Raw genomic sequence first — 14,145 nt, 5'->3', positions numbered from 1 at the left:
TTCCAGGAGTATTTTTCGATGCACGCCGATGCAACGGCAGCGGTCTCCGTGCCGTCCGACGATTTCTTTCTTGCGCGTCAGCCCATCCTCGGGCGCGACCAGCATCTGGTGGCGTTCGAGCTGCTGTTCCGTGCTGCCGGCGAGGACGACGACGCCAAGCTGACCGACGGCGCCGCGGCCACCGCCGCCGTCATCTCGCATGCATCCCAGCTCGGCATGGAGCAGGTGGTGGGCGAGCAGCTTGCCTTCGTCAATGTCGACGAAGTGGTGTTGATGAGCGACTTCGTGCGCTTCCTGCCTCCGCACAAGGTAATCCTGGAAATCCTCGAGACCGTCGTGCCGACGCCGGAACTGCTGGCGCGGGTGGCCGAGCTCAAGGAGCTGGGCTTTAAATTCGCGGTCGACGACGTGGTCGAGCACTCGAGCGAGCTCGATAAACTGGTGCAGCTGGTCGACATCATCAAGGTCGACGTCAAGGGCGTGGTCCCGAACGAGCTGGCGCAACTGGTCGAATCGCTGCGCGGCACCGGCAAGACCCTGCTGGCCGAGAAGGTCGAGACCATCGACGAGTTCAAGCTGTGCATGGAACTCGGCTTCGAATATTTCCAGGGCTATTATTTTGCGCGTCCCGTGATCCTGAGCGGACGCAAGATCACGCCGTCCGAGATCACCATCCTGCGCCTGCTGGAGCTGGTCAACTCGAACGCCGACAGCCAGGCGATCGAGACCGCCGTCAAGCGCGACGCCCTGATCAGCCTGAACCTGCTGCGCCTGGTGAACAGCCGGGCGGTGCCGGGACCGCGCATCGAGTCGCTGTCGCAAGCCCTGGTCCAGCTCGGCCGGCGCCAGCTGGGACGCTGGCTGCAGATCCTGCTCTATACGGCGGCCGGCGCCCGGGTCGAGCTCAAGTCGCCGCTGCTACAGCTGGCCACGACGCGCGGCAAGCTGCTCGAATTGATGACCCTGCGCGTGCGGCCGGGCGACACCGCCAGCGCCGACCGCGCCTTCACGGTCGGCATCATGTCGCTGGCCGAAGCCCTGTTCTCGGTGCCGATGGCCGACATCCTGGCCCACGTCGACATCGCGCATGACGTGCGCGAAGCGCTGCTCGAGCGCGAAGGCGATTTCGGCACCATGCTGCGCATCGCCGAATTGCTAGAGGCGGCCGAGGGCGGCCGCAAGCTGGCGAGCGCGCTCAAGAAGATCGGCCTGACGGTGGCCGAGGTGCGCGAGATCGAGCTGGCGGCCTTCGACTGGGTGCGCGAGCTGACCAACGACGCCCCGCCGCCGCTGCAATAACTACTGCGGCATGCGTGACATTCCGTGAGCGTGTGGCGCTGCGTCTGGCGCTACAGTCATAGGATGAGTGTCGCCATCCTTTTCCTGGCCGCCGCCGCGGCCGTCGCTTCAGTCCACGATTCCGCAGAACAGGATCGCATACGGCAGGCGATGAAGTTCGATCTTTACGCCTGCGCGCGTCCTGCCTATCCGCCTGCCGCGCTGGCGCAAAGGGCCGGCGGACAATCGACGCTGGAAATCCAGGTCGGCGCCGGGGGCAAGGTCGCTGACGCCCGTGTCGCGGTTTCCAGCGGCAGGGCCGATCTGGACGCCGCGGCGCTGGCCAGCATCCGCACATGCAGCTTTCATGCGGTGAATACGCTGGGCAAGCCGCCAGGCAAGCGGTTCGCGGCGCAGTTCATCTGGAAGCCGGGGGAGCCGCCGCGGGCGCTCGATCCGGCGCTGGTCATGCGTACCCAGCGGCTGGCGGAACTGGGCGACCCCGTCGCCCAGAACACCCTCGGTACCTGGTATGAACAGGGCCGCTCCTTCGAAAAAGACCTGGCGCAGGCCGCGGCCTTGTACCGTCTCGCAGCGCACGGCGGCAACGCGTACGCGCAGAACAATCTCGGGGTGCTGCTCAACCGTGGCGCCGGCGTGGCGCGCGATCGCCGCCAGGCGGTTTTCTGGTATGCCAAGGCTGCGGAACAGGGGCATGGCTGGGGCCAGGCCAATCTGTCCTGGGCCTATCAGCATGGCAGCGTCGGCGAGCCGGATATGGAGCAGGCGCGCAAGTGGCTGACCCGGTCGGCCGAAGGCGGACTGGCCGCCGCCCAGGTGCGGCTCGGCCTGCTGATGCTCGATCGGGCGGCCTATGCCGAAGCGCGGGCGCCCGGTGCCCAGTGGTTCGCCCGTGCGGCCGTGGCGGACGATCCCGCAGGCCTCTATTACCTGGGGCGAAGTTACGAGCTGGGAGTCGGCAACGAGCCGGATGACGTGCTGGCCGCCGCCCTGTATCGGCGCGCGCTCGGACGCAGCGGCGGACGCGCCGAAACGGCGCTTGCGACATTGATCGAGGACGGCCGGGCGCAGGCTGAGGCGCCGGACGAAGTGCTCACGCTGTACGAGACCGCCATGCGCTCACGCGATGGCGGCGCCTTCTATCGCTATGGACTCGTGCTGGAGCGGCGGGGCGATCACGCGCTGGCGGCAGCGCTGTTCCGGCATGGGCGGACACTGGGCGACTGCCGGGCGGCTGTGCGATCCATTCAGATCCAGGCGGGGTGGACGCCCGAGGCGCGTGGTGCATCGCCGCGCGCGGTCCGGCCGGTATCGGTGAAGCGGTGCGGGGACCGGCTCGAGCCTTTGCGGCCGTCCTGGCGCGAGCTTTACTGACCCAGGAACAGGAATACGGTCGGCTTCTTGTGGAAGTCCGGCCCTTTATTGGCTGCCAGCGCCGCCTTCCACTTGGCGGCCGTTAGCGTGCGCACCGATTCGGTCGGCAGCGACAGGTCGGTCGCCACGCAGATCAGGGTGCCGGGCTGGCAAGCGGCCGCCAGCGCTTCGAGCATGGCGCCGTTGCGGTACGGCGTCTCGATCAGCAACTGGGTCTGGCGTTCGTTGCGCGAACGCTTTTCCAGGTCCTGGATGCGCTTGGTGCGCTGCGCCGCATCGGTCGGCAGATAGCCGTTGAAGGCAAAGCTCTGGCCATTCAGGCCGCTGGCCATGACGGCCAGCAGCAGCGAAGACGGCCCCACCAGCGGACGCACCGCGATGCCGTGTTGATGCGCCAGGCGCACCAGGTCGGCGCCGGGATCGGCCACGGCCGGCACGCCGGCTTCCGACACCAGGCCCGCGTCGCGGCCCGCCAGCAGCGGCGCCAGCAGTTGCGCCAGCGCCGCCGGCGGCGTGTTCACGTTCAGTTCGGCGATCTCGATTTCCTGCAGCGGCTTGGCCAACGGGTGGTCGATCGCAATCAGTTTCAGGAAAGCGCGGGCGGTCTTGGCGTTTTCGGCCACGAAGTAATCGAGCTTGCTGGTCAGCGCCTGCACCTGGGTCGGGAGCAGGGCGTTCAGGGAGCCTGGAGTGGCGTCGGTCGGGCCGAGGGTGTTCGGGATCAGGTACAGGGTGCCGGGCATGGTGAAATGAAAATGGTGGATCAGACGCCAAAAAACGGGACGCCGGCCTTGCGCAGCATCCCGGTCAGGGCGATCAGCGGCAGGCCGGTGAGGGCGGTCGGGTCGTTCGATTGGATGCTGTCGAGCAGGGCGATGCCCAGCCCTTCGTTCTTGGCGCTGCCGGCGCAGTCGTACGGCTGCTCGATGCGCAGGTAGGCGTCGAGTTCATGGTCGGGCAGGTCGCGGAAAGCGACGCGCACCTGCACGTTCTCCACTTGTGCGGCCTGGTCCGGGTCGGCAACCCGCCCATCCCACAGGCACAAAGCGGTATGGAACACGACTTCGCGTCCGCGCATCAGCTGCAGCTGGGCCAGGGCGCGTGGATGGTCGCCCGGCTTGCCGATCTGCAGCCCATCCAGGGTGGCGACCTGGTCGGAGCCGATCACCAGCGCACCGGGGTGACGCTGCGCGACGGCCTGGGCCTTCGCGCGCGCCAGGCGCAGGGCGGTGGCTTGCGGCGTTTCGCCATCCAGCGGTGTCTCGTCGATGTCGGGCGCGACGGCCTCGAAAGGCAGGTCCAGGCGCTGCAAGAGTTCGCGGCGGTAGGCGGAACTCGAGGCGAGGATGAGCAAAGGCATCGGTTTCATGGCGCTGTTTGATGAGAATACGACGGGGGAATACGACGGTTTTTTGACGCTGGCGCGAAAAGCCTGCTATTATCGCAGGTTTTCCGGGGTAACTTTCTAAATGAGCGCTTTTGTCATCGACGCCTTCGAGTTTTGCAAGAACGACGGTCATCGTGAAGGCGCTACGCCCCTGGTCGAGATGACCCGTCTGGCCGCCGAAAGCGTGGAAAAGAGCGGCGACATCACCTGGTCGATTCAGGGCGGCAAGACCCGCCACGGCTATCCGTCGATGACCCTCGCGGTCGCCGGCCACGTCAAGCTGGTCTGCCAGCGTTGCCTGCAGCCTCTGGACTACGAGATCGATTCGTCGACCATGCTGGTGCTGGGCGAGAACGACGAGGATGCCGATGGGATCGAGGAAGTCCTCGACGACGAAAGCATCGACGTGATCGTCGGCAGCCGCACCTGCGACATCCGTCAGTTGCTCGAGGATGAGGCCCTGCTGGCCTTGCCGCAGTCGCCACGGCATGACGTTTGTCCGGATACGGGCTTGCTCGATCGCCTGAAAACCGATAAAGTGTCGCCTTTCGCCGCCCTCAAGAACTTGAAGGCGGACTAAAAAGAAGAAATAGCAGGAAAAATCAGCAGCACAGGATTCGCAGTACGGTGGCGGCAGCGTAGAAACAATGTCGTCCAAAATCTGCAAAAAAACGTGTCAAACGCGTGCAATCGAGTATGGCATTCGCGGTAGTTGTAGCAGCGTTCAACATGTCGGCAGTCCTTAGGGCTTGCCGCCGAGATACTCGACTTGCATCCTTTTTGCATATCGATTGTGTTAAAATTTTAGAACTTAGTATTAGGAGTTATCATGGCTGTTCAGCAGAATAAGAAATCCCCATCGAAGCGCGGCATGCACCGTTCGCACGACTTCCTGACCGCCCCTAACCTGGCAGTCGAGCCGACCACCGGTGAAACCCACCTGCGTCACCACATCTCGCCAAACGGTTTCTACCGTGGTCGCAAGGTCCTGAAGACCAAGAACGACGAGTAATCGACGTTCTGGCTTTTAGTATCATGAAAGCGGCGCAACGTATGTTATCTGCGTGGCGCCGCTTTTTCTTTGGCATCTGCTCAGTAACCGGCTGCATCCCTGGCACCGCCGTCATGTTGAACAGCCTGGATCCCGTGCGCATGTGCGCCACGCCCCGATCCCCTCTGGCCGCCCGTCCTGTGTGAGCCGCGGCATCTCCAACAAATGACAATTAAAATATCCATTGACTGCATGGGCGGCGATCACGGCCCCTCAGTTACCATTCCGGCAGCCATCTCCTTCCTCAAAAAGCAAGCTGACGCCGAGCTCGTGCTCGTGGGCGTCGAGGATGTGCTGCGCGCAGAACTCAAGAAGCATCACGCGGACAAACACCCGCGCTTGTCCATCAAGCACGCCTCCGAAGTCGTCGCGATGGACGACCCTGTCGAAGTCGCCCTGCGCCGCAAGAAGGATTCGTCGATGCGCGTGGCGATCGAGCTCGTCAAGGACGGCAGCGCCCACGCCAGCGTCTCGGCCGGCAATACCGGCGCCCTGATGGCTGTCTCGCGCTACGTGCTCAAGACCATGGCCGGCGTCGACCGCCCGGCGATCTGCTCGATCATCCCGAACCAGAAGGGTGCGCCGACCTATATCCTCGACCTCGGCGCCAACGTCGACTGCGAGCCCGATCACCTGCACCAGTTCGCCATCATGGGTTCGGTGCTGTGCTCGGCGATCGAGGGTATTCCGCGCCCGACCATTGGCCTGCTGAATGTCGGCACCGAAGATATCAAGGGCAACGAGGTGGTGAAAGCCACCGGCGTGCTGCTGCGCGCCGATGCCGAACGTGGCAAACTGAACTTCTTTGGCAATGTCGAAGGCAATGACATCTTCAAGGGCACGGTCGACGTCGTCGTCTGCGACGGTTTCGTCGGCAATGTCACCCTGAAAACGATCGAAGGCATGTCGCGCTTCGTCAAGAGCGTGTTCAAGGAAAGCATCCTGTCGATGCTGGGCGCGCTGCTGGCGCGCAAGTCGCTCAAGAAGCTCAATCCGGAACGCTACAATGGCGCCGGCCTGCTGGGCCTGAAAGGCCTGGTCTTCAAGAGCCACGGCGGCGCCAATGCCTATGCCTTCGAGTGGGCGATCAAGCGCGCCTACGATGCCGCGCACAATAATGTGCAAGAGCACCTGTCGGCCCTGATCGCCGAACTGATGCCTAGCTCCCCGGTAACGGCTCCAGTCACTGCTCCCGCGGCCGCTCCGGCGTCCGTGCAGGACGGCCAGCGCCAGGCACAATAACCCAGCAGGATGGTGAAGCAATGAGCATGTATAGCAAAATCACCGGCACCGGCAGCTATCTGCCAGCCAACCGCGTCAGCAACGAACAGCTGGCGGCCCAACTGGCCGAGAAAGGTGTCGAGACCTCGCACGAGTGGATCGTTACCCGCAGCGGCATCGAGGCGCGCCACTATGCCGCGGCCGATGAACTGTCGTCCGACCTGGCCGTGCACGCCGCCCGCAAGGCGCTCGAGATGGCCGGCAAGTCCCCGTCCGACGTCGACCTGGTGATCGTCGCCAGTTCCACCCCCGATTTCCACGGCAGCTTCCCGAGCACGGCCTGCATCGTCCAGCAAAAGCTGGGCATGGCCAACGGCAGCGCCGCCTTCGACGTGGCCGCCGTGTGCAGCGGCTTCGTGTATGCGGTCTCGACCGCCGACGCCTTCATCCGCGCCGGCAACCACAAGCGCGTGCTCGTGATCGGCTCCGAAGTGTTCTCGCGCATCGTCGACTTCAACGACCGCACCACCTGCGTGCTGTTCGGCGACGGCGCCGGCGCCGTGCTGCTCGAGGCCTCGAACGAGCCGGGCATCCTCGGCGCCAAGTTGCATGCCGACGGCAGCCATGCCGACATCCTGTCGATTCCGGGCAACCTGGCCAATGGCGCGGTCGCCGGCAGCGGCTTCCTGCACATGGACGGTCCGGCGGTGTTCAAGCTGGCGGTGTCGGTGCTGGAAAAGGTCGCGCATGAGGTGCTGGATCACGCCGGCGTGTCCGCCGATCAGGTCGACTGGCTGGTGCCGCACCAGGCCAATATCCGCATCATGAACGGCACCGCCAAGAAACTTGGCCTGCCGCTCGAGAAGATGGTCGTCACCGTCAACGAACACGGCAATACCTCCGCCGCCTCGATTCCGCTGGCGCTCGACCAGGCGGTGCGCGATGGCCGCATCAAGCCGGGCCAGAACGTGCTGATGGAAGGCGTGGGCGGCGGCTTTACCTGGGGCGCGGTGCTGGCGCGCATGTAAGCGCCGGGCCTGGCCTCCAAGAACAACAAAACTACGGAAAACTACGATGAGCAAATTCGCATTCCTGTTCACCGGACAAGGTGCCCAGGCAGTGGGCATGCTGAACGGCTTCGCCGGTAACCCGGTTGTCGACCAGACGGTGCAAGAAGCGTCCGACGCCCTGGGCTTCGACCTCCAGCGCCTGATCGCCGAGGGTCCGAAGGAAGACCTGGACCTGACCACCAATACCCAGCCGGTCATGCTGACCGCCGCGGTCGCCGTCTACCGCGCCTGGATCGCGGCCGGCGGTCCCGTGCCGAACGTGATCGCAGGCCATAGCCTGGGAGAATATTCGGCCCTGGTGGCGGCCGGCGTGATCCCGTTCGCCGATGCCGTGCCGCTGGTGCGCTTCCGTGCGCAATCGATGCAGGACGCGGTGCCGGTCGGGCAGGGCAGCATGGCCGTCATCCTGGGCCTCTCGGCCGACGACGTGCGCGCCGTCTGCGTCGAAGCGGCGCAGGGCGAGGTGGTCGAAGCCGTCAACTTCAACGAGCCGACCCAGATCGTGATCGCCGGCCATACCGCCGCTGTCGAGCGCGCCTGCGAGATCGCCAAGGCCAAGGGCGCCAAGCGCGCCATGAAACTGTCGGTGTCGGCGCCGTTCCACTCGTCGCTGCTGAAACCGGCCTCCGACCGCCTGCGTACTTATATGTCGGAGCTGAAGTTTGCTGCTCCGCAAATTGACGTCATCAACAACGTCGACGTCGCCGTGCTGAACGATCCCGAGCAGATCAAGGACGCGCTGGTGCGCCAGGCCGCCGGTCCGGTCCGTTGGGTCGAGACCATGCAGAAAATGGCGGCGGACGGCGTGACCCAGGTCATCGAATGCGCGCCAAGCAAGACCCTGATCGGCATGGCCAAGCGCATCGACGCGAACCTCGTCGGCGAAGCGCTGGTCGACCAGGCTGCGCTGGAGCGCGTGCTGGCATCGTTCAAGCCGGCTTGATGCCTCTGAACCAAGAATAAAGGAAACCTATGAATCTGCAGAACCAAGTCGCGCTCGTCACCGGCGCATCGCGCGGCATCGGCAAGGCCATCGCGCTGGAACTGGCGCGCCAGGGCGCCAAGGTCGTCGGCACCGCCACCAGCGAATCGGGCGCCCAGGCGATCTCCGACTACCTGGCCGAATTCGGCGGCAAGGGCGTGGTCCTGAACGTGCTCGACGCGGCCCGCTGTGCGGAAGTCGTGGACGAAGTGCAGAAAGGCTACGGCAGCCTGGCTATCCTGGTCAATAATGCCGGCATCACCCAGGACAACCTGGCCATGCGCATGAAGGACGACGAGTTCGACAACGTGATCGCCACCAATCTCACCGCCGTCGGCCGTCTGTCGCGCCTGGTATTGCGCGGCATGATGAAGGCCAAGGCTGGCCGCATCATCAGCATCACCTCGGTGGTCGGCGCCGCCGGCAACCCGGGCCAGATGAACTACGCCGCCGCCAAGGCCGGCGTGGCTGGCATGACCCGCGCGCTGGCGCGCGAGATCGGCAGCCGCAACATCACCGTCAACTGCGTGGCCCCCGGCTTCATCGACACCGACATGACCAAGTCGCTGGGCGAAGGCCAGCACGAGGCCCTCTTGACCCAGATTCCGCTGGGCCGCCTGGGCCAGCCGGAAGACATCGCCCATGCGGTGGCCTTCCTGGCCGGACCAACGGCCGCCTACATCACGGGCACCGAGCTGCACGTGAATGGCGGCATGTACATGAATTAATCAGTAAAGTATTAAATAGATAAAGATCGCGTTCCAATCGGCCCCGGCCAGCCGGTCCCGATTGGAGCGCAATCCGGATTTTTAGCAGGACTTTCCGGCGAAATAGCCGCAGTCGCCGAAAATAGTTTTTCGGGTCGCAAACCTGATAAAATGCGCGCACTTTCCGCAACACATACCTTAATGGAGCTACAACATGTCGGATATCGAACAACGCGTTAAAAAAATCGTCGCTGAACAACTGGGCGTTGCAGAAGCAGACATCAAAATCGATTCCTCGTTCGTTGACGACCTCGGTGCTGACTCGCTGGACACCGTTGAACTGGTGATGGCACTGGAAGACGAGTTCGAAATGGAAATCCCTGACGAACAGGCTGAAAAAATCACCACCGTCAAGCAAGCCATCGACTACGCAACCGCGCACGTCAAGGCCTAAGTAGTCGCTTTACAGTTTTTGGGAGAATCGCTTGAGTCGTTCACGCAACCGCCGTGTCGTCGTCACCGGCCTGGGCTGCATCTCACCGATCGGTAACACCGTTGCCGAGACGTGGGATGCGGCACTGGCCGGCAAGTCGGGCATTGCCGCCATCACCAAGTTTGATGCAGCGCCATTCACGACCCACTTCGCTGGTGAGGTCAAGAACTTCGTCGTCGAAGATTACCTGCCGGGCAAAGAAGGCCGCCACATGGATAGCTTTATCCATTTCGGCATGGCAGCCGGCATCCAGGCCTTGCAGGATTCGGGCCTGGAAGTCACCGAAGAAAACGCGGACCGCATCGGCGTGGTGATCGGTTCGGGCATTGGCGGCCTGCCGATGATCGAAGCGACCAAGGAAGAATACGCAAGCCGCGGCGCACGCCGTATCTCGCCGTTCTTCGTGCCGGCCTCGATCATCAATATGATCTCGGGCGATCTCTCGATCAAGTTCGGCCTGCGTGGCCCGAACCTGGCCATCGTCACCGCCTGCACCACCGGCCTGCACAGCATCGGCGCGGCAGCGCGCCTGATCGAGTACGGCGATGCCGACGTGATGATCGCGGGCGGCGCCGAGTCGACCGTGTCGCCGCTGGGCCTGGGCGGTTTCGCCTCGGCACGCGCGCTGTCGACCCGTAACGACGATCCGGCGACCGCTTCGCGTCCATGGGACCGCGACCGCGACGGCTTCGTGCTGGGCGAGGGCGCCGGTGTCATGGTGCTCGAAGAATACGAACACGCCGTTGCGCGTGGCGCCAAGATCTATGCTGAAGTCATCGGCTTCGGCATGAGCGCGGATGCCTACCACATCACCTCGCCGGTCGAGGATGGTGCTGGCGCGGCGCGTTGCATGGTCAATGCGTTCAATAACGCCGGCATCAACGTCGACCAGGTGCAGTACGTGAATGCGCACGGCACCTCGACCCCGCTGGGCGACAAGGCTGAAGTGCAGGGCATCAAGCGCGTGTTCGGCGACCATGCCAAAAACCTGGTCGTGAACTCGACCAAGTCGATGACCGGTCACCTGCTCGGTGGCGCCGGCGGCCTGGAATCGGTGTTCACCGTGCTGGCGATCCACAACCAGGTGTCGCCACCGACGATCAACATCTTCAACCAGGATCCCGAGTGCGACCTGGACTTCTGCGCCAACACGGCGCGCGAGATGCAGATCGACTACGCGGTGAAGAACTCCTTCGGTTTCGGCGGCACCAACGGTACGCTGATCTTCGCCAAAGTCTGAACCACTTTGCCCCATCCCGGTCTAACGGGATGGGCGCTTCCAACAGCCCGGCCTGCCTCCCGTTCGTGGTGGCAGGCCGGTGCTGGCGGTAGAGGATCCTCCTCCGCCCGCCATCCTGCTCCTCATCCTTTGCTTCATGTCGCTTGCGGTGTCCGCCGTCATCGCGCCGTCGCGTCGCCTGCGCTGCCTGCTGGCCGCCTTCTGCGCGTCCCTGTGCGCGGCCGCCCTGGCCGTGGGCCTGCTGCTGCCCGAGCGCTTCGCATTCGGCGGCGCTGTCGCATGCGCGCCGCTGCTGGCCGCGCTATCGCTGGCCCGCCTCCTCACACATTCCAGAGCGATTTTGCACTCGATTGCAACGGCGCGCCGAATTGATATTTCTGGAGTTGGGCAGCTACGCCTGACGGTACAACAGGAGTTGGGGGAAGGCGGGCCGGCGGCCGCGATTCCGGGGCCGGGCCCAGCCATGACGCTGCTTCCCGGCGCCACGGTCTGGCCTTGCTGCATCGTGCTGCGCCTGCGCGCCGAGGACGGCGCGACGTGGCCGCTGGTGCTGCTGCCAGACGCCGTGGGCGCCGGCCAGTACCGTGCGCTGGCGGTGGCCGTGCGTGCCCTGGCCAATGGGGTTGCAACAATACCGATACAAAACAGCGTGAACTTATTGCAGGGGGCCAACTCTTAAGGATGTACCGATTTACCTTGCACGAGTAAATCGGTGCTTCTCGCGAGAGGGTCGCCAATGGGGCATGGTCCGTGACGACAGAACGCGAGTGTGATCAGTTGCTGGTAGAGCGCGTCCAGGCCGGGGACCAGGGGGCTTTCGATTTGCTTGTCTCCAAGTACCAGCGTCGCCTGATGCGCCTGGTGTCGCGTCTCGTCCACGATCCGGCCGAAGCCGAAGACGTGGTGCAAGAGACCTTCATCAAAGCATACCGGGCCCTGCGCCATTTTCGCGGGGATTCGGCTTTTTATACGTGGCTTTATCGAATAGGAATCAACACTGCCAAGAATTTTCTAGTCACCCAGGGAAGGCGCGCACCGACCTCGACCGAGACGGATGCCGAACGCGCCGAAGGCTTCGATGATGCAGACAGCTTGCGCGACATTAATACACCTGAATCCATGCTCGCCAGTAAGCAGATCGCCCATACAGTCAACGCGGCCATGGAGGCATTGCCGCTGGAACTGCGTACGGCGATCGTCTTGCGCGAAATCGAAGGACTCAGCTATGAGGAAATCTCCGAAGTGATGGCCTGTCCAATAGGTACGGTGCGCAGCCGGATTTTCCGGGCGCGCGAAGTCATTGCCGAGAAATTACGCCCTTTACTCGATTTCCCGGTTGACAAACGTCGGTAGGTAGCGGGATCGTACGAACACAGCACATATTGAACACTACCGACGTCGATGGAACCACCGATGGACACCAATAGAAAATTACGCGAGCAGATCTCTGCGCTGAAAGATGGCGCCCTGCTTGACGCCGACCTGGAGCTGGCATTGGCTGCGCTGCAGGGCAGCGACGGTCACCAGGCCTGGGATCTGTATCACCTGATCGGCGACACGCTGCGCGAAACGGCCGCGCCGGCGCTGTCGCCCGAATTCCGCGCGCGCCTGGCCGAGCGCCTCGCCAATGAGCCGCCGCCGCTGCGCCGCGCGGGCGTCGCGGCCGAGTCCACCGGCCTGGCGGCGGTGCTCGCCAAGACCGCTTCTTCCTGACTTTCCGGTCGGCCATCCTTATCCCAGGCTTAAATTCCATCTCTCTTGCGTCGGACGTAGGCGATACGCGGCTGGCATGGCGCGACAAAGCGCATAATTTGGCTTACCATTCAGTCAATCTTAGCCATTCGATAGCGAATCCATGACCAGTAAAACTGCCAGCCTGCTCCTGTCGGCGCTGCTCGTGTCCGGCGCCACGGCATTCATTCAACCCGTCCACGCCGCCGCCCCCGTCCCCACCCCGAACGTTTCCGGCTTGCCCGACTTCACCGACGTCATCGACAAGGTGGGGCCGGCCGTCGTCAATATCCGCACCACCGAGCGCGTGCGCACCCGCGGCGGCGCAGCGGGCGAGGAAGAAATGCAGGAATTCCTGCGCCGCTTCTTCGGCGGCCAGATGGTGCCGCGCGGCGGCGGCCGGCGCGGCCCGCAGCAACAGGAAGAAGAACGCGAAGTGCAGCGCGGCGTGGGCTCCGGCTTCATCATCTCGGCCGACGGCTTCGTGCTGACCAATGCCCACGTGGTCGAGGGCGCCGACGAAGTCACCGTAACGCTTTCCGACCGGCGCGAGTTCAAGGCCAAGGTGCTGGGCGCCGACGCCCGTTCCGACGTCGCTGTCCTGAAGCTGGAGGCCAAGAATCTGCCTTACCTGCGCACCGGCGACTCCAGCAAGATCCGGGTCGGCGAATGGGTGCTGGCCATCGGTTCGCCGTTCGGCCTCGAGAATACCGTGACCGCCGGCATCATCTCCGCCACGGCGCGCGATACTGGCGAATACCTGCCGCTGATCCAGAGCGACGTCGCGGTCAATCCCGGCAACTCGGGCGGCCCCCTGATCAATCTGCGCGGGGAAGTGATTGGCATCAACTCGCAGATCGCGACCTTGTCGGGCGCCTATAACGGCATTTCGTTCGCGGTGCCGATCGACGAGGTGATCCGCGTCTCGGACCAGCTCAAGGCCACCGGCAAAGTCACTCGTGGCCGCCTGGGTGTGCAGATCAGCGACGTCACGCGCGACGTTGCCGAATCGCTGGGCCTGGGCAAGGCGCGCGGCGCCGAAGTCTCGATGGTCGAGCCGGGCGGCCCGGCCGAGAAGGCGGGCATCAAGGTCGGCGACATCATCCTGGCCTTCAACAAGCAGCCGATCGAATCCCGGGGCGACCTGCCGCGCCTGGTGGGCGCCTCCAAGGTCGGCAGCCGCGCCAGCGTCACCGTCTGGCGCCGCGGCGCCCAGGTCGAGGTGCCGGTCACCATCGTCGAACTGCAAGAGGAGCGTCCGACCCAAGGCCGCCAGCAGCCGAAGAAACCGGCGCCGGGCGTCGCCCCGGATGCGCTGGGCCTGCAGCTATCGAATATTCCGGCCGCCGAGCGCAAGGAGCTGGGCATCGACCACGGCCTGCTGGTCGAGCAAGCGCAAGGGCCGGCCGCCAGCGCCGGCATCCAGCCCGGCGACCTGGTGCTGCAGTGGAACAATACGCCGATCACCAGCGTCGAGCAGTTCAAGGCCTTGCTGGCCAAGCACGACAAATCGAAGGCGGTGGCCCTGCTGGTACAGCGCGAGGAGACCACCCAGTACATCACGCTCAAGCCGCGCCAGTGATGCAGCAG

The 14,145-nt window shown here is 64.2% G+C and carries 17 protein-coding genes; 15 read left to right on the top strand and 2 right to left on the bottom strand.

Translation table 11 applies throughout. The features are described from left to right. Positions 1-18 precede the first annotated feature (18 nt). On the top strand, positions 19-1,299 hold the full coding sequence (locus FVD38_RS07385; protein ID WP_147934205.1) for an EAL and HDOD domain-containing protein: 1,281 nt from the start codon (positions 19-21) through the stop codon (positions 1,297-1,299). A 63-nt stretch (positions 1,300-1,362) separates the two neighbouring features. Then, positions 1,363-2,673 carry a tetratricopeptide repeat protein gene (locus FVD38_RS07380; protein WP_147934204.1) on the top strand — a complete coding sequence of 437 codons (1,311 nt, stop codon included), beginning with the start codon at positions 1,363-1,365 and terminating at the stop codon, positions 2,671-2,673. Here the strand turns inward: FVD38_RS07380 and FVD38_RS07375 are convergent. Together FVD38_RS07375 and FVD38_RS07370 are read right to left on the bottom strand one after the other, a co-directional pair. Beyond that, positions 2,667-3,416: an SAM-dependent methyltransferase gene (locus FVD38_RS07375; protein WP_147934203.1), complete on the bottom strand. Its 750-nt coding sequence runs from the start codon at positions 3,414-3,416 to the stop codon at positions 2,667-2,669. The two genes, FVD38_RS07380 and FVD38_RS07375, sit on opposite strands and share 7 nt — an antisense overlap. 20 nt (positions 3,417-3,436) lie before the next feature. Further along, positions 3,437-4,033, bottom strand: a complete 597-nt coding sequence (locus tag FVD38_RS07370) for a Maf-like protein (RefSeq protein WP_147934202.1) — start codon at positions 4,031-4,033, stop codon at positions 3,437-3,439. On the opposite strand from FVD38_RS07370, the gene FVD38_RS27055 reads away from it, so the two are divergent. From FVD38_RS27055 to FVD38_RS07310, 13 genes are all read left to right on the top strand, one after another. Beyond that, the gene (locus tag FVD38_RS27055; protein WP_267874121.1) at positions 4,020-4,142 is read left to right on the top strand and encodes a hypothetical protein; all 123 of its coding nucleotides are present in this window, start codon (positions 4,020-4,022) and stop codon (positions 4,140-4,142) included. The genes FVD38_RS07370 and FVD38_RS27055 overlap by 14 nt on opposite strands. Further along, complete coding sequence (locus tag FVD38_RS07365; RefSeq protein WP_147934201.1) at positions 4,143-4,640, top strand: YceD family protein; 498 nt, start codon at positions 4,143-4,145, stop codon at positions 4,638-4,640. Positions 4,641-4,889: 249 nt separating this feature from the next. Continuing rightward, entirely contained in the window at positions 4,890-5,072 is a 183-nt protein-coding gene (rpmF, locus tag FVD38_RS07360) for a 50S ribosomal protein L32 (protein WP_005666806.1), read from the top strand. Positions 5,073-5,276: 204 nt separating this feature from the next. Next, a complete protein-coding gene (plsX, locus tag FVD38_RS07355; protein WP_147934200.1) occupies positions 5,277-6,353 on the top strand; it encodes a phosphate acyltransferase PlsX in 1,077 nt (358 codons plus the stop codon). Between the two features lie 20 nt (positions 6,354-6,373). Further along, positions 6,374-7,360 carry a beta-ketoacyl-ACP synthase III gene (locus FVD38_RS07350; RefSeq protein ID WP_147934199.1) on the top strand — a complete coding sequence of 329 codons (987 nt, stop codon included), beginning with the start codon at positions 6,374-6,376 and terminating at the stop codon, positions 7,358-7,360. Positions 7,361-7,406: 46 nt separating this feature from the next. Further along, on the top strand, positions 7,407-8,345 hold the full coding sequence (fabD, locus tag FVD38_RS07345) for an ACP S-malonyltransferase (protein WP_147934198.1): 939 nt from the start codon (positions 7,407-7,409) through the stop codon (positions 8,343-8,345). 29 nt (positions 8,346-8,374) lie between these two features. Further along, positions 8,375-9,112, top strand: a complete 738-nt coding sequence (gene fabG / locus FVD38_RS07340) for a 3-oxoacyl-ACP reductase FabG (protein ID WP_147934197.1) — start codon at positions 8,375-8,377, stop codon at positions 9,110-9,112. A 193-nt stretch (positions 9,113-9,305) separates the two neighbouring features. Then, a complete protein-coding gene (gene acpP, locus FVD38_RS07335) occupies positions 9,306-9,545 on the top strand; it encodes an acyl carrier protein (RefSeq protein WP_005666812.1) in 240 nt (79 codons plus the stop codon). Positions 9,546-9,576: 31 nt separating this feature from the next. Then, complete coding sequence (gene fabF, locus FVD38_RS07330) at positions 9,577-10,824, top strand: beta-ketoacyl-ACP synthase II (RefSeq protein WP_123067627.1); 1,248 nt, start codon at positions 9,577-9,579, stop codon at positions 10,822-10,824. A gap of 79 nt (positions 10,825-10,903) precedes the next feature. Then, positions 10,904-11,503: a protein YgfX gene (locus tag FVD38_RS07325; RefSeq protein WP_147934196.1), complete on the top strand. Its 600-nt coding sequence runs from the start codon at positions 10,904-10,906 to the stop codon at positions 11,501-11,503. 71 nt (positions 11,504-11,574) lie between these two features. After that, complete coding sequence (gene rpoE, locus FVD38_RS07320; RefSeq protein WP_040776532.1) at positions 11,575-12,177, top strand: RNA polymerase sigma factor RpoE; 603 nt, start codon at positions 11,575-11,577, stop codon at positions 12,175-12,177. A gap of 60 nt (positions 12,178-12,237) precedes the next feature. Next, a complete protein-coding gene (locus FVD38_RS07315; RefSeq protein ID WP_147934195.1) occupies positions 12,238-12,537 on the top strand; it encodes an RseA family anti-sigma factor in 300 nt (99 codons plus the stop codon). Positions 12,538-12,679: 142 nt separating this feature from the next. Continuing rightward, positions 12,680-14,137, top strand: coding sequence for a DegQ family serine endoprotease (locus tag FVD38_RS07310; RefSeq protein WP_147934194.1), 1,458 nt, complete (start codon positions 12,680-12,682; stop codon positions 14,135-14,137). Positions 14,138-14,145: the final 8 nt, after the last annotated feature.

It is taken from the genome of Massilia arenae (assembly GCF_008014745.1).
GTDB lineage: Bacteria > Pseudomonadota > Gammaproteobacteria > Burkholderiales > Burkholderiaceae_D > Telluria > Telluria arenae.
This window is presented reverse-complemented; position numbering and strand designations above follow the sequence as displayed.